Origin of the sequence: Hymenobacter sp. UV11 (genome assembly GCF_004684095.1) — a bacterium.
Lineage (GTDB): Bacteria > Bacteroidota > Bacteroidia > Cytophagales > Hymenobacteraceae > Hymenobacter.
In genome coordinates this window covers 501,970-517,066 of record NZ_SRII01000002.1, presented here as the reverse complement: position 1 = coordinate 517,066, position 15,097 = coordinate 501,970, and the positions used below count along the sequence as shown (strand labels likewise).

Genomic DNA, 15,097 nt, shown 5'->3' with positions numbered 1-15,097 from the left:
GGCGTCCGCTTGTCGAAGCATCTCTACCGCCTCGTTGAACGGTGCTGATGAAGCGGCAGGATGCTTCGACAAGCGGACGCCCGATGAGCATGACAGGCAGATTTGAAGTTGCAAACTACCCTGTCTCAGCTAATTCCCATCCGGTTTGGTGACAGTGCTGCGCGGGCTTTCGGGCCAGCGCCACTGGGCCAGGGCGTCGGGGTGGGCGGGGCTAAAGGGCGGCACGTCGGGCCGCAGGTACTTCACCAAGTCCAGCTTAGCGGTTTTCATACCCTCGACCACGCAGCGGGCCACCTCGTAGGCGCCGTAGGGGTTGAAGTGCGTGTTGTCGGCCAGCGCCTGGGTCTGGCCGGGGTAGGAATTGGCGGGGTAGTGCACGAATATCTTCTTCGTCTCCTCGTCGCCGATGGCTTCGTACAAGCTGGTAGTTAGCGCATTGAGGTCGATGAGTGGCACGTTATCCTGCTGCGCTACCTGGCGCACGGCGGCCGGAAAATCGCCCAGGCTATTCTCCATCTTGCCCCCGGCCCCGAACGAGCGCCGGCTGGTAGAAGTCACCAAGACCGGAATGCCGCCCTTTTTGCGAGCCTCGCTCACGAAGAGCTTCAGCCGCTCGGTGTAGGCCAGGAAGGGGCCGTCGTTGGGGCCGTGCTCCTTCTGGTCGTTGTGGCCAAACTCGATGAATAAATAATCGCCGGGTTTCATGATACTCAGCACTTTTTCGAGCCGGTGCGAGCCCAGGAAACTGCTCAGGCTCAGGCCCGATTCGGCGTGGTTGGCCACGGCCACGCCGGGCCCGAAGAACCGCGGCAGCATCTGGCCCCAGGCCGCCCAGGGCTCGTCGTCCTGGTCTACCACGGTGGAGTTGCCGGCCAGAAAAACGGTGGTAGCGGCCGGCGCGGGCGTTATTTCGAGGGCTACCAGGGCGCTCGGCGCGCCGTCAAATTCCAGCGTCAGGCGGTCGTCCCAGTCCAGCTTGTTCAGCTCGCGGGGCTTGAGGCTGACCTCGCCGCCGCCCACGATGCGGCGGTTCTTGACGTTGACGGTCCAGGTTTGGGTGAGGAGCTGGCCGGGCCGGGTGGCGGTGGTTTCGAGCAGCAGCCGGCGCGACTCGGCCTTGACGAAGTTGGACGATGCGCCCTTGAAGTCACCCAGCGTCACGGTCACGTTGTAGTTGCCTTCCGGCACGGCGGCCGAGAAGTAGAACGGCTGCCGGCTGGTCACGAAGTCGCCCCGCAGCGCATCCCTACCCCCCCTATCAACGCCCGTAACGGTGGTACCAAAGTCGAAGCCGTAGCCGGTTTGCGCGGAGTAAACGGCCGTGGGCAGCACCTGCTGGTAGCCAGCCGCCGCCCGGCCCGGCCCAAAGTCAAACTTGAGCGTGGGCGGGCCTGCTTGAGCAGCGGCGTGCAGGGGCCCCGCCAGCAGGGCGGGCAGCAGCAAGGCGTTGATTTTCATAGGCTCAGAAAGACGCGGCGGCTATTTCACCGCCGGCCGCAGGTACTTGTTGAGGGCCAGCTTTTTGTCGGCTCGAATGCCTTCTACTACTGATTCGGCGTTGACCTGGGCCCCGGCGGGGTTGGTGTGGGTGTGGTCACCGGGGAAGAATTTCTTGGTCGCCTCGGGGCCCAGCTGGTCGTACTTGCGGGCGGTCAGCTCATTCAGATTAATAAACGCTACCCCCTCCTGCCGGGCCACCTCGGCGGCCCACTTACCAAAATCCTGGTCGGCCCGGATGACCTTGCCGTCCTTCCACTCGTTGCGCGGAATCATGGAGCACACAATGGGCGTGGCCCCTTTGGCCTTGGCTTCCTGAATGAATTTGCGCAGGTACCAGCCGTAGGTGTTCACGGTTTCGGGGTGGCCGTCGGGCCACACGAGGGGTTTGGTTTCGAGGCCGGTGCCGCGCAGCACGCCGCGGCGGCCGGCCTTGGTGGTGTCGGGCACGCTGCCTTCGTTGTGCCCAAACTGCATAATCAGGAAGTCGCCGGGCCGGATGGCGGCGATGGTTTTGGCCCAGCGCCCCTCCGAAATGAAGGTGCGCGTGCTACGCCCGGCCATCGCGTTATTGACGATGTGCAGCCGCGTGGTGTCAAAATAGCGGGGTAGGGCCGTGCCCCAGCCCTGCTGCCCCGGCCCGGTGTTGCGCACCGTTGAGTCGCCGATGATGAACAGCGTGGGGGTAGGCGCGGGCCTGGGGAGGAAGGCCGTGAGGGCTAGGAGGGCCGCCAGGGCCAGGAGCAGATTTTTGCGCATAGTTGAATGGATTTCGCTAAAAGGCCCTCGCGTTCACCTCACCCCCTAGCCCCCTCTCCAAAAGAGAGGGGGGGCTAGTTCTAGTATTTAGAGCTAAGACTAAAGACTAGTTCTCCCTCTCTTTTGGAGAGGGGGCTAGGGGGTGAGGTGCCGCCTGCGCCGCCTACTCCGCCGCTACGGGCCGTGCGGGCTGCTCCTTTTTGCTGGCCGTGGGCTGCTCCGAGCCCAGGTAATTCCCATAGCCCACAATTACCGTGGAGAATACCACGGCCACAATTCCCACCGCTACCGTGCGCATAGTCAGGCGGTTGGCACCGCGCCACTCGTGCAGCATCAGGCCCCAGAACGAGCTGAAGGCGATGATAAAGGCCATGTGCAGCGTCCAGCCCGAGAAGCGGTAGGCGCCCATCTGGCTGTCGCCCATGCCGTAGAAGAAGAACTGCAGGTACCACGTGAAGCCCGCCGCCGCGCAAAACAGCACGTTGCGCAGCGCCGGCATGGTGGGGTTGAGGTAGTCGGTGTAGGTCTTATTCTTGACGTTGAGGTAGATGCACCACACGGCGTTGGTGGTGAGGCCGCCCAGCAGAATCACGACCAGGATGGCGTTATTCATAAACAGCTCGGCGGTGCCGCTCTGGCGGGCCAGCTCGGCGATGGGCTGGCCGGCGGTGAGGCCAAATGACATGCAGGCGCTCATAATGCCCGAAAACACGGCCACCAGCACGCCCTTGCGCAGGTCAAATTCGGCAATCGTTTCTTTTTTCTGCTTGCTGGTCAGCGACCTTTCCTTCATAATGCCCGCCAGGCCGCAAATCACGATGCCCATCACGCACACCACCAGGCCCATGAGGATGGTTTGGCCCGAGGGCGAGTGCACCAGCGCCGGGAATGTGCCCAGGTAGAGCGGCGGCACGATGGTGCCGAACACGGCGCACAAGCCCAACGTCACGGCCATGCCCAGGCTCAGGCCCAGGTAGCGCATGGCCAGCCCAAACGTGAGGCCGCCGAAGCCCCAGAGCACGCCCCACATGTAGGTCCAGAGCAGGGTCGAGTTATCGGCCTGATGCAGCACGCCCAGCAAGTTATGTACCGTGAGCGAGCCCATTATCCAGGGCGCAAACACCCAGGAGATAATACCGCCCACGAGCCAGTAACTTTCCCAGGCCCAACCCTTTACTTTTTTGTAAGGCAAGTAGAAGCTGCCCGAGGCAAAGCCCCCGAGCGCGTGCAGAATGACTCCCCAGATGACGGCCATAGATAGGGTGGGTGGGATAAAAAGTAGCGTGAGTGTACTGGCAAAGCTGCGGCCCCTACCCCCCCAAACTCTCCTGTGCTCTCCTGATAAGCTGGGCGGCGCCAACTATCCGCTGGGCGTAACATTTTTTTTACGCCCAAGCAGGAGAGTGCAGGAGGTTGGCGGGCGGGGCAAGCCAGAGTTTTGTGCCCAAACTACGCCCGGACTTTTTACGGTTGCTCATTTCACCCTGCTTATGCACCCCACCCTCACCTTTCAGCACGTTAGCTACCTCTGGGACGAAGCCAAAGCCGCCGAGCTGGCCGGCGACGAAGTGGCCCTGTTCCTCTACCGCTCCAACCTGCTCGGGGCCGACCTGCGCCTGACCAACTACGCGGGTGGCAATACGTCGGTTAAAATTCAGGCCACCAACCCCGTCACCGGCGAAGCCGCCGAAGTAATGTGGGTCAAAGGCTCGGGCGGCGACATCGGCACGCTCACCAAAGCCGGCTGCGCCAACCTCTACGTCGAGAAGCTGCACCAGCTGAAGGCCCGCTACCGCGGCCTGGCCCACGAGGATGAGATGGTGGGCCTGTTTGAGTACTGCCTCTTCGACCCCAAGTGCGCCACGCCCAGCATCGATACGCCGCTGCACGGCCTGCTGCCCTTCAAGCACATCGACCACCTACACCCCGATGCGCTCATCGCCATCGCGGCCAGCCAGGACGGCGAGGCCATTATGCGCGAGATTTGGGGCGATACCATGGGCTGGCTGCCCTGGCAGAAGCCGGGCTTCGACCTGGGCCTGCAGCTGGAGAAAATAGTGGCCGACAACCCCGGCCTGCGCGGCGTCATTCTGGGCGGCCACGGGCTCTTTACCTGGGGCGACACGAGCTACGAATCGTATATCAATACGCTGGAAGTCATTGAGATGGCGGCTACCTATCTCGAAGCTAACTACGGTAAGAAAAGCCCGGTATTCGGCGGCGTGAAACTGGAAAACGGCCCCGACGAAGCCACCCGCCGCGCGCAGGCCGCCGCCGCCCTACCCCTGCTGCGCGGCCTGGCCAGCAGCCAGCGCCGCATGCTGGGCCACTACACCGACGACGCCCGCGTGCTGGAGTTTGTGAACTCGCACGACCTGGCCCGCCTGGCCGCCAAAGGCACCAGCTGCCCCGACCACTTTTTGCGCACTAAAATCCGCCCCCTCGTGCTCGACCCCGAGCAGATGAAAGGCGACGCGGCCGCTGTAAAAGCCTACCTCGAAGGGCTATTTGCCGACTATCGCCAGGACTACGTGGCCTACTACGAGCGCTGCAAGCACGACAATAGCCCGGCCGTGCGCGATGCCAACCCAGTTATCATCCTGTGGCCGGGGGTAGGGCTGCTGAGCTTCGCCAAAGACAAGCAGACGGCCCGCGTGGCAGCCGAGTTTTACACCAACGCCATCAACGTGATGCGCGGCGCCGAGGCCGTGAGTACCTACCAGGGCCTGGCCGAGCAGGAGGCCTTCAACATCGAGTACTGGCTGCTCGAAGAAGCCAAGCTCCAGCGCATGGCCAAGCCCAAGGCCCTCTCGGGCAAGGTGGCCTACGTGACGGGCGGCACCGGCGGCATCGGCCTGGCCATCTGCGAGCTGCTGGCCCAGCACGGCGCCTGCGTAGTGGCCACCGACCGCGACCGCCTGGCCGAAACGCAGGAGTCGCTGCGGAAGAAATTTGGTAAGGACAGTGCCCTCACGGCGGCCATCGACGTGACCGATGCCGACACCATCGCCGAGTCGTTTCGGCAGGCCACGCTGCAATTTGGGGGGGTAGACATTGTGGTGAACTGCGCCGGCCTGAGCATCAGCAAGCCCTTGTCGGAGACGACGCAGGCCGACTGGGACATCCTCAATGACGTGCTCGTGAAGGGCCAGTTCCTGGTGAGCCAGTGCGCGGTGGAGATTATGCGCCAGCAAAACCTGGGCGGCGACATCGTGAACATTGCCAGCAAAAACGGCCTCGTGGCCGGCCCCAATAACGTGGCCTACGGCACCGCCAAGGCTGCCCAGCTGCACATGAGCCGCCTGCTGGCCGCCGAGCTGGGTCCCGACAAAATCCGGGTCAATACCGTGAACCCCGACGCCGTACTGCGCGGCTCCAAAATTTGGGAGGGCGACTGGGCCGCCGGCCGCGCCAAGGCCTACGGCGTGAAGGTGGAAGACCTGCCGCAGCACTACGCCAAGCGCACGCTGCTGGGCGAGGAAGTCCTGGCCGAGGACATCGCCAAGGCCGTGCTCGTGTTCGTGGATGGCTCGCTGGCCAAGAGCACCGGCAACGTCCTGAACGTGGACGGGGGGGTAGCAATGGCTTTCGTGCGCTAAGCTTTTCCTACTGTAATACTTAGAACGTCATGCTGAGCTTGCCGAAGCATCTCTACCACGCCGGTAGGTTACTAACCCGAACGGCGTGGTAGAGATGTTTCGGCAAGCTCAGCATGACGTTCTTGTTTTGGAAATGCTTAAATTGAAGGCCATAGCCAATATTTTCTGCGTCTTGCCGTAGTTTTGGCCCCCTACCCACCTTCGCTCTTTTTATGTACACGCCCCAGCTCAAGCCGCTCGATAAAACCCCCAAGTACAAGCAGATTGTGCAGTCGGTTATCGCGGATATCGAGCGCGGCGTGCTCAAAAACGGCGACCAGCTGCCCAGCATCAGCGAGCTGAGCATTGAGCACTACCTGGCCCGCGACACGGTGGAAAAGGCCTACCGGGAGCTGCGCGAGCGCGGCTTCATCACGTCGGTGCAGGGCAAGGGCTACTACGTGCAGTCGCGCGACTCAAACAAGCTGAAAATCCTGATGATTTTCAACAAGTTGAGCTCCTATAAAAAGGAGATTTACTACGCTTTTCTGGAGGCGCTGGGCGACCAGGCCACCGTCGATTTACAGATTCACCACTACAACGTCAACCTGTTTCAGGAGATTATCGAGAAGAACCTGGGCAAGTACAACTACTACGTGGTGATGCCCCACTTCACACTCGACACGGATAAAAACCTGTACCGCAGCATCTTGAATACCATCCCGTCGCAGGAGCTGGTGCTGCTCGACAAGGACCTGCCCGAACTGGGCCACGACTGCCTGCGCGTGTTTCAGGACTTCGACAAGGACATCTTCAACGCGCTCGTCAACACCCAGGATTTGCTGGCCAAGTACTCGCGCCTAGTACTCATCTTGCCCTCCGACGCCAACCACCCCGAGGAGCTGCCCTGGGGCTTCCGCTCCTTTTGCCTGAGCCGCGACAAGGACTTCGCGGTGGTCGAAAACGCCAAAAACGAGGTGCTCATCGAAGGCACGGCCTACGTCGTCATCCGCGAAACCGACCTGGTGGAGCTGGTGAAGAAAATCCGCCAGACCAGCTTCCTGCTGGGCCGCGAAATCGGCATCATCTCCTTCAACGAAACCCCGCTCAAGGAGCTGCTGAACATGACGGTCATTACCACCGACTTCGTGGCCATGGGCCGCACCGCCGCCCAGCTGCTGCTCGAAAAGCAGCGCGTGAAGGTGAATAACCCATTTTATACTATCCGGCGCGGCTCGCTGTAGTAGTGAGGTGGTGAGTTAAATTATCAGCGCGGGTTTGGCGCAACATAACTCGCGCTGGTCATGATGAAGCGGCCACGCCTCTACTATCACAACGTGGCAACAGGGCACATCGGCAAGCTATTACTGATTCATTGCGCTACTCAGGGAGTTTTGGGGGGTTGCTCTACGCGCAAGCCTTATTCCTTAGCTGGGCTGCACCCGTTTGCTGCCTACCGCCTATTTTAAGTTGCACGGCTTCGTTGGGGTTCTCCAGCAGTTTTGCTAATAAGGCCCAAGGGGGTAGGGCGCTATTCGATTACTTTACCAGTTGCTTCGGGTACATGGTAGCAGCGAAAGCGTAATCGGTATTGTCGATATCGGGGCCGCCAATAATGGGCTGTCCATTTTTGGTGAGGGTGCCCGGAATCTGGTAGCACATGATGGAATGCGGGTCGGGTGGCACCGTGCCCACCAGCGATGATATTTCCAGCGGTGTGAGTACCTGCGCCTTTACCTCGGCGGCCGACCAGCCCTGAGTAGCCCCGAAGTAGGCAATAGCTTTCTTGGGGTCAATTAGCGCCACCAACTCTTGCCGCATGTGCTCGTGCGGAAAGCCCAGGGTGTGCCCCGTTTCGTGGCGTACTACCCGGTAAAACTCCGAATCTGGAGTGTTCATTGTGAAAGCCTCCAGGTTCATGGTAGGCTTATCAGAAGCAATGCTAAGAATATCGGTGCCTAGGTATGACCAGTAACCTCCGTGCGCGCCACCCGCGCGTGCGATGCGTACCTGTGGGTTGCTCTTGCTTTCCTTGAACGATATGTTGGCCATTTTTCCCCAGGCATTCATGTGCAGCAGCAGGCGCTTGCGCAGCGCCACCGGGGGGGTATCGAGGAAGCCGACGGTAAGATGCACCCCTACCGTACGCCATTTTTTGGTGGTTAAGATGGCAATTTCAAGCGCCGTAGGCGCAGTTTTCAGCACTTGCGCCATCCGGCCCACGGGCGGGTGGTTGACGGGGTTGATAGTCGTAGCCTGGGCTGCCGCCGGAATCCACAGGTCCTGCGGCAGGCGCATGGGGGTGCAGGTGAGCAGCGGGGCTTCGGCCGGGGCCGCAGGGGTAGTAGCCATAGGAAGAGAATAAGTAAGGTGAAAAGCAAACGGCGACGTACTACACAGCAACCGCCGCCTGCGCTAAGTGTCGGGCCGGGGATGCCCCGGCCCGAACCAGCTACCTACCTCAGGGGCAGATTAAGTTCATGCCCGCCATAAAGGCACTAATAGCCGCCTTAATGCTGCCTGGTATAAACGGGATGCTCGCAATAAGCTTCAAAAACGGCTTTACCTTGCCGTAGAGGTTGCATATTTGGGGTGGGACCAGGCCCGCGGCGGTCGGCGCACTCATGGCACTGGCAGCCTTCTCTACGGCGGCGTGGTCGAGCTTGGCCGCAGCGGCCCCCAGCTCTTCATAGTTGAGCTGGTGTTCTTGGTGGGTAGTTGGCATGACGTTGAAAATGAAAAAAAGTGAAAAAATGATTCTCACCTTGCGGACCGCCCGCAAGATGTAAACAGGGCTCGGCACCGGAAACGAGCAGGCGGTCTGACCGCTCCTAATGCGAAACCCGGGTAACACTAGCCAGGGCCAGCTGGCTGCTTTAGTCGCTAAGGGATGGAGCGCGCTGGAACTGTAATGACAAATGGCCCTGGCCAGGCATGATGCAGTCGAAGCGCAATGCGCTGGCGGGGCAGACAATCCTTGCTACCCCGCCTACCCGCTGTGTATGGCCTGCTTAGTACTCCATGAGTAGCTCGCTTTCCTCCGTGTATTTTCTTCCCCATCCCTCCAAACCCACGCCCCGCCCTCACTTGGCATGACGTGGTACTATGCGGCGTACTCGCAAGGGGGCACACCGGGCTGCTCGCCGTAGTAGCTCAACTAGTAGTGCGGCTTTAGTAAGTGCGCTACTTCTCTATAAAGGTATGGGCCTTAAAAATCTTGCTCATCCGTACTAGCACTGAAAACCAAATATTTATTAATTATTTTCTATTAGCACACTGCTTGGGCAACCCTGGCTGCCGGCCCGGCAGGTAGTAGTCCGTCGCGTTGCTTACCAGAGGCAGGGGCGACCGCATGCCTACCATTTTAGAGCCTGTTCTCAATAGTGAGAACAAGGCCTACACACTACTTGCTTGGTAACTGTTTATATAAAATTTCGCAGGAATTTAGCGGAAAGCCTCCCCGCCGCACCCTGCGTTTAGGTACGTTAATCGCCCCAGGCAGGAGAGTTCAGAACAGTTCGGACAAGGCGCAAGGGGTAATTTGCTACTCTTCTAACACCGCCTACCCCCCACCCAGCGCCCATGCTCTCCGAAGACCAACTCCACGACCTCAACCAGCCGCTGCTGGGCGAGCACAACCTGCAATTTGACTACCTAGCCGACTTGCTGGGCCGGCGCGGGGTCGATGCCCACACCATCATTCTGCAGCTGGTGGAGTTTCAGGTGGCTATTCCGAGTTGGGCGCTGGGCACGGGCGGCACGCGCTTCGGGCGGTTTCCGGCGGGCGGCGAGCCGCGCTCGCTGGAGGAAAAAATTAACGACGTGGGCTTGCTGAATCAGCTCAATGGCTCGTCGAACTCGATTTCGCTGCACATCCCCTGGGATATTCCGCAGGATATTGCGGGTCTGCACCAGCTGCTGAAAGAGCAGGGCTTGTCGATTGATTCGATGAACTCGAACACGTTCCAGGACCAGAAAGACCAGGCGCAGACATACAAGTTTGGCTCGCTGAGCGCCACCAGCGCGGCCGTGCGGGCGCAGGCCGTGGCGCATAATATCGAGTGCATCCGGTACGGCACGCAGCTGGGCGCCAAGGTGCACACCGTGTGGCTGGCCGATGGCTCTAACTTTCCAGGCCAGAGCCACTTGCGTAGCGCCTACCTGCGCACCCAGGAGAGCCTGGCCACCATCTACGAGGCCCTACCCTCCGACTGGACGATGCTCATCGAGTACAAGCCCTACGAGCCCAATTTTTACTCGATGGTGATACCCGACTGGGGCACGTCGTACACGCTGTGCCAATCGCTGGGCCAGCAGGCGCAGGTGCTCGTGGACCTGGGCCACCACCTGCCCAACACCAACATCGAGCAGATTGTGGGCCGCCTGCGGCAGCTGGGCCGCCTGGGCGGTTTCCACTTCAACGGCTCGGGCTACGGCGACGACGACCTGACCACGGGCAGCGCCAAGCCGTTTCAGCTCTTCTTGATTTTCAATGAATTAGTGGATGCCAGCCAGGACGCCAGTCTGACTACTGCGGCCGTGGCCTACATGATTGACGCCAGCCACAATACCAAGGACCCGCTCGAAGACCTCCTACAATCGGTGGATAACATCCTGGGGGCCTATGCCAAAGCCCTGCTCGTGGACCGCCCCGCCCTGGCTGAAGCTCAAGAAGCCAACGACACGGTGCGGGCCGAGGAAATTCTGCGCGACGCGTTTCTCACCGACGTGCGGCCGCTGGTAGCCGAGGCCTACCGCCAGGCCGGCGGCGCGCTGCGGCCGGTGGCGGCCTACCGGGCGGCCGGCGTGCGGCAGCAGCTCATTGCCCAGCGCGGCAAGTTCAGCCTCTCAACCGGCCTGTAAGCGATGGCGACCAAGAAACCGATTTACGCCGTGTTCGACATCGGCAAGACCAATAAGAAGTTGATTCTCTTCAATGAGGAGCGGCAGATTATTGACGAGATGCTGCACGTGTGCACCGACGTGCTCGACGACGATGGCTTTCCGTGCGACCACCTGCCGCGCCTCACGCAGTGGATGCAGGATCACTGGCACCAGCTGCGCCACCACCCGCACTACACCGTGAAGGGCGTCAATTTCACGGCCTACGGCGCCAGCTTCGTGCACCTGGGGGCCGACGGCGAGCCCGTGCTACCCCTCTACAATTACCTGAAGCCGCTGCCCGCCGACCTCACGGCGCGCTTTTACGCCGAGCTAGCCGAGTCGGCCGCCGATTTCACGGCCACCACCTGCTCGCCGCAGCTGGGCATGTTGAACTCGGGCCTGCAGCTGTACTGGCTCAAGCACGCCAAGCCCGAGCAGTACGCCCGCATTCATACCTCGCTGCATTTGCCGCAATACCTGTCGTATTTGCTTACCGGCGAGAAGTTTAGCGACTACACTTCAGTGGGCTGCCACACGGCGCTCTGGGATTTTGAGCGCGGGCAGTACCACGACTGGGTGCGCCGCGAGGGCATTGACGAGAAGCTGGCCCCGCTCACCCAGGATTCCATTGCCTCAGTCGTGGATGGCATACTGGTGGGGGTAGGGCTGCACGACAGCTCGGCGGCGGTGATGCCCTACTTGCTGGAAGTGGACGAGCCGTTTATGCTGGTGAGCACCGGCACGTGGTGGGTGACTATCAACCCATTTAATAGCCAGCCGCTTACGCCCGAGCTGCTGCGCCGCGACGTGGTGAGCTTTCTCACGCCGCGCGGCCAGCCCATGCGGGCGGCGCGGGCCTTTCTGGGCCGCGAGCACGACTATCAGGTCGAGCGCATTGCGCAGTTTTTTCACGTGAAGCCCGATTTTTACCGCTCGCTGGTGCTGGCGCGGCCCCGCGACGCGGCCTCGGCGGCCTTCCGGCCCGGCTGCCTGGCCGGCGGCGGCCCTACCCCCGACGAGCCGGCCGGCGACTGGGACCTCTCGGGCTTCTGCACGGCCCACGATGCGTATCAGCACCTCATCCATGGCTTGGTCGATATCCTGCTGGCTTCGATGAAGCTGGTGTGGCAGGGCGAAAAAATCATCTACGTGGATGGCGGCTTTGCCCGCAACCCGCTGTTTATGCAAACGTTGAGCTGGAATTTCCCGCAGGCGGAAGTGCGTACCCTGGAGGTGCCGCAGGCCACCGCGCTGGGCGCGCTCGTGCACCTGGAGCAGGGCGAGGCATGGAAAAAAACGCAGCTGCTGTTTAATTGAACGCCCTTCGTGCTGACCTCACCCCCTAGCCCCCTCTCCCGTGGAGAGGGGGAACTAGCTCTAGACTAGCTTTTAAACTAGAAACTAGTCCCCCCTCTCCACGGGAGAGGGGGCTAGGGGGTGAGGTCAGCGCGGAGGGCGAAATAGTCTTACTTATCCCTATGAAAGTCGCCCTTTTCGTGCCGTGCTACGTGGACCAGTTTTACCCGCAGGTGGGCATCGCCACCTTGCAGCTGCTGGGCAAGCTAGGCATTACGGCCGCCTACCCCCCCGGCCAGACGTGCTGCGGCCAGCCGCTGGCCAACAGCGGCTGCGAGCGCGATGCGCTGCCCATCTACCGGCATTTCGTGGAAACGTTTCAGGATTACGACGCCGTGGTGGTGCCCTCGGGCAGCTGCGTGTACCACGTGCGCAAGCATTTCGACAAGCTGGAGCAGACGCCCGCCGTGCAGCGCGTGCGGGCCAATACGGTGGATTTGATTGATTTTATCGTGGATAAACTGGGCATTACGACGCTGCCCGGCGCCTACCCCCACAAAGTGGGCCTGCACCTGAGCTGCCACGGCCAACGCGGCCTGCACCAGGCCAACGAGTCGGAAGTGACGCCCGTGCGCGACGGCCACCTGCGCCGCCTGCTGGCCGGCCTCGACGGCATCGAGCTCACCGAGCTGGACCGCAATGACGAGTGCTGCGGCTTCGGGGGCACGTTTTGCGTGAGCGAGGCAGCCATTTCGGGCCGCATGGGCCACGACCGCGTGCAGGACCACCTGCGCAACGGTACCCAAGTGCTGACCGGCGGCGATATGTCGTGTCTGATGCACCTACAAGGCATCGTGCGCCGCCAAAAGCTGCCTATGAAGGTGCTGCACGCGGTGGAGATATTGAATGGAATCAGCTGATTGTTAATTACCTGTAACTGCAAATCGTCTGTCATTGCGAGCGAAGCGCGGCAATCGCACCAGCGCGACACCCGCACGACTCGTTTTGATGCGATTGCCGCGCTTCGCTCGCAATGACAGACGATTAGTCGCAAAAACAGACGGATTTCATTAGTCATTAGTCACTAGTCACTTATCATTAGTCGTTATAAAATGAGCTACCGCACCCACGCCAGCCGCGCCGAAGCCTTTGTGCTTGACCACGAGCGCACGAGCTGGCACGACGAAACACTGTGGTTTGTGCGCCAGAAGCGCGACAAGGCGGTATATGCCGTACCCGAGTTTCAGGAGCTGCGCAATTTGGCGTCGGCCATTAAAGACCACACGCTCAGCCAGCTAGACTTCTATTTGGAGCAGTTTGAGGCCGCCGCGCTGGCCAACGGCGTGCGTGTGCACTGGGCGGCCGACGCGGCCGAGCACAACGCCATCGTGCTCGATATTATCCGGGCGCGCGGGGCCACGCGGGTGGTCAAGAGCAAGTCGATGCTGACCGAGGAATGCCACCTCAATCCGTACCTCATCGAGCACGGGCTGGAGGTGATTGACACCGACCTGGGCGAGCGCATTATTCAGCTGCGCGACGAGCCGCCGAGCCACTTAGTGCTGCCCGCTATTCACCTCAAAAAGGAGGACGTGGGCGAGACGTTCTTCAAGCACCTGGGCACTGCTGAGGGCCTCACCGACCCGCAGCAGCTGACGGAGGCGGCGCGCCAGCACCTGCGGGCCAAGTTCTTGGCGGGCGAGGTGGCGCTCACGGGCGTCAATTTTGCCATTGCCGAAACGGGCTCGGTGGTGGTGTGCACCAACGAGGGCAACGCCGACCTGGGCGTAAACCTGGCGCCGGTGCACATCGCCAGCATGGGCATCGAAAAACTGATTCCGCGGCTGCAAGACCTGGGCGTGTTTACGCGGCTGCTGGCGCGGAGCGCTACGGGCCAACCCGTTACGACCTATACCGCGCACTACACCCGGCCGGCGGAGGGTAGGGAGATGCACGTCATCATTGTGGATAATGGCCGCACAAAGCAACTGGGCCGGCCCGATTTTCGGGCCTCGCTAAAGTGCATTCGCTGCGGGGCCTGCATGAATACCTGCCCGGTGTACCGGCGCAGCGGCGGCCACAGCTACGACTTCACGGTGCCGGGGCCGATTGGCTCCATCCTCTCGCCCAATATCGACCTCAAAAAGCACAGCACGCTGCCCTTCGCCAGCACGCTCTGCGGCTCGTGCACCGACGTGTGCCCGGTCAAGATTGACATTCACACCCAGCTGTATAAGTGGCGGCAAATCGTGGCCGAGGCCAACGGCTTGCTTGTCGCCAAGAAGCTGGGCATGCAGTTTATGGGCCGCCTGCTGGCCAGTCCGGCGGCCTTCAAGCTGAGCGGGCAGTTGGCGCGCCGGGGCCTGCGCCTGCTGCCGCACGCCCTCAGCCACAACCAGGCCGTGAACGCCTGGGCCATTGCCCGCGAACTGCCCGAGCCGCCCAAGCAAAGCTTTCGCGACTGGTACGCCCAGCAAGCCCCTACCCCCTCCGCATGAGTTCAAGCCGCGAACGTATTCTGGCCGCCGCCCGCGCCAACAAGCCCGCCCTTATGTCCCTACCCCCCCCGTCCGACTTCGGCGGCGATGCCTCGCTGGCGCGCTTCAGCGAGGTGCTGGCCAGCATCGGGGGCACGGTGGTGCGGCTGGCAGCGCGCAGCGAGCTGGCCGCCACGGTGCAGCAGCTGTTTCCGGCGGCTCGGCTCGTCGCCTCAGCGCTGCTCACACCTACCCTAGTGGTTGACCAGCAAACGCCGACCGACGTGCTGGCCGACGTGGACCTGGCCGTACTGGCCGGCGAATTTGGTGTGGCTGAAAACGGCGCCGTGTGGCTGCCCGAGGCCCAGATGCTGCACCGCGCCCTACCCACCGTGACGCAGCACCTGGCCCTGGTGCTCGACCAGCGCCAGCTAGTGGCCACCATGCACCAGGCCTACGCCCGCCTGCCGGCCGGCCCTGGCGGTTACGGTTTGTTTATCGCTGGGCCTTCGAAAACGGCCGATATCGAGCAGTCGCTCGTCATTGGCGCGCACGGGGCGCGCAGCCTGGTGGTGCTGGTGTATTGAATGGGTAGACGGCGCGGAT

At 61.6% G+C, this 15,097-nt stretch carries 12 protein-coding genes; 7 read left to right on the top strand and 5 right to left on the bottom strand.

What is annotated here, in order from left to right:
* Positions 1-129 precede the first annotated feature (129 nt).
* From E4631_RS04720 to rhaT, 3 genes are all read right to left on the bottom strand, one after another.
* Complete coding sequence (locus E4631_RS04720; RefSeq protein WP_133659791.1) at positions 130-1,458, bottom strand: rhamnogalacturonan acetylesterase; 1,329 nt, start codon at positions 1,456-1,458, stop codon at positions 130-132.
* Positions 1,459-1,479: 21 nt separating this feature from the next.
* Positions 1,480-2,256, bottom strand: a complete 777-nt coding sequence (locus E4631_RS04715; RefSeq protein WP_133659792.1) for a rhamnogalacturonan acetylesterase — start codon at positions 2,254-2,256, stop codon at positions 1,480-1,482.
* A 163-nt stretch (positions 2,257-2,419) separates the two neighbouring features.
* A complete protein-coding gene (rhaT, locus tag E4631_RS04710) occupies positions 2,420-3,511 on the bottom strand; it encodes an L-rhamnose/proton symporter RhaT (RefSeq protein ID WP_133659793.1) in 1,092 nt (363 codons plus the stop codon).
* Positions 3,512-3,746: 235 nt separating this feature from the next.
* Here rhaT and E4631_RS04705 point away from each other — a divergent pair, with 235 nt between their 5' ends.
* A complete protein-coding gene (locus E4631_RS04705) occupies positions 3,747-5,855 on the top strand; it encodes a bifunctional aldolase/short-chain dehydrogenase (RefSeq protein ID WP_133659794.1) in 2,109 nt (702 codons plus the stop codon).
* 212 nt (positions 5,856-6,067) lie between these two features.
* Complete coding sequence (locus E4631_RS04700; RefSeq protein ID WP_133659795.1) at positions 6,068-7,078, top strand: GntR family transcriptional regulator; 1,011 nt, start codon at positions 6,068-6,070, stop codon at positions 7,076-7,078.
* 295 nt (positions 7,079-7,373) lie between these two features.
* On the opposite strand, the gene E4631_RS04695 is transcribed toward E4631_RS04700, so the two are convergent.
* Entirely contained in the window at positions 7,374-8,186 is an 813-nt protein-coding gene (locus E4631_RS04695) for a peptidase M12 (protein ID WP_133659796.1), read from the bottom strand.
* A gap of 109 nt (positions 8,187-8,295) precedes the next feature.
* Positions 8,296-8,559, bottom strand: a complete 264-nt coding sequence (locus E4631_RS04690) for a hypothetical protein (protein ID WP_133659797.1) — start codon at positions 8,557-8,559, stop codon at positions 8,296-8,298.
* A gap of 857 nt (positions 8,560-9,416) precedes the next feature.
* On the opposite strand from E4631_RS04690, the gene E4631_RS04685 reads away from it, so the two are divergent.
* From E4631_RS04685 to E4631_RS04665, 5 genes are all read left to right on the top strand, one after another.
* Positions 9,417-10,697: a TIM barrel protein gene (locus E4631_RS04685; protein ID WP_133659798.1), complete on the top strand. Its 1,281-nt coding sequence runs from the start codon at positions 9,417-9,419 to the stop codon at positions 10,695-10,697.
* Positions 10,698-10,700: 3 nt separating this feature from the next.
* Positions 10,701-12,035 (top strand): FGGY-family carbohydrate kinase, encoded by a 1,335-nt coding sequence (locus E4631_RS04680; protein WP_133659799.1) that lies wholly within the window; start codon positions 10,701-10,703, stop codon positions 12,033-12,035.
* Positions 12,036-12,196: 161 nt separating this feature from the next.
* Positions 12,197-12,934: a (Fe-S)-binding protein gene (locus tag E4631_RS04675; protein WP_133659800.1), complete on the top strand. Its 738-nt coding sequence runs from the start codon at positions 12,197-12,199 to the stop codon at positions 12,932-12,934.
* A gap of 192 nt (positions 12,935-13,126) precedes the next feature.
* Positions 13,127-14,512: a lactate utilization protein B gene (locus E4631_RS04670; protein WP_133659801.1), complete on the top strand. Its 1,386-nt coding sequence runs from the start codon at positions 13,127-13,129 to the stop codon at positions 14,510-14,512.
* Complete coding sequence (locus tag E4631_RS04665; RefSeq protein WP_133659802.1) at positions 14,509-15,078, top strand: LUD domain-containing protein; 570 nt, start codon at positions 14,509-14,511, stop codon at positions 15,076-15,078. Before E4631_RS04670 ends, E4631_RS04665 begins: the two co-directional genes overlap by 4 nt.
* The last annotated feature ends 19 nt before the right edge of the window (positions 15,079-15,097 follow it).

Excerpts from the sequence above, each read along its gene's own strand:
- E4631_RS04720 (WP_133659791.1), bottom strand. The coding sequence starts at position 1,458 with ATGAAAATCAACGCCTTGCTGCTGCCCGCCCTGCTGGCGGGGCCCCTG.
- E4631_RS04715 (WP_133659792.1), bottom strand. The coding sequence starts at position 2,256 with ATGCGCAAAAATCTGCTCCTGGCCCTGGCGGCCCTCCTAGCCCTCACG.
- rhaT (WP_133659793.1), bottom strand. The coding sequence starts at position 3,511 with ATGGCCGTCATCTGGGGAGTCATTCTGCACGCGCTCGGGGGCTTTGCC.
- E4631_RS04705 (WP_133659794.1), top strand. The coding sequence starts at position 3,747 with ATGCACCCCACCCTCACCTTTCAGCACGTTAGCTACCTCTGGGACGAA.
- E4631_RS04700 (WP_133659795.1), top strand. The coding sequence starts at position 6,068 with ATGTACACGCCCCAGCTCAAGCCGCTCGATAAAACCCCCAAGTACAAG.
- E4631_RS04695 (WP_133659796.1), bottom strand. The coding sequence starts at position 8,186 with ATGGCTACTACCCCTGCGGCCCCGGCCGAAGCCCCGCTGCTCACCTGC.
- E4631_RS04690 (WP_133659797.1), bottom strand. The coding sequence starts at position 8,559 with ATGCCAACTACCCACCAAGAACACCAGCTCAACTATGAAGAGCTGGGG.
- E4631_RS04685 (WP_133659798.1), top strand. The coding sequence starts at position 9,417 with ATGCTCTCCGAAGACCAACTCCACGACCTCAACCAGCCGCTGCTGGGC.
- E4631_RS04680 (WP_133659799.1), top strand. The coding sequence starts at position 10,701 with ATGGCGACCAAGAAACCGATTTACGCCGTGTTCGACATCGGCAAGACC.
- E4631_RS04675 (WP_133659800.1), top strand. The coding sequence starts at position 12,197 with ATGAAAGTCGCCCTTTTCGTGCCGTGCTACGTGGACCAGTTTTACCCG.
- E4631_RS04670 (WP_133659801.1), top strand. The coding sequence starts at position 13,127 with ATGAGCTACCGCACCCACGCCAGCCGCGCCGAAGCCTTTGTGCTTGAC.
- E4631_RS04665 (WP_133659802.1), top strand. The coding sequence starts at position 14,509 with ATGAGTTCAAGCCGCGAACGTATTCTGGCCGCCGCCCGCGCCAACAAG.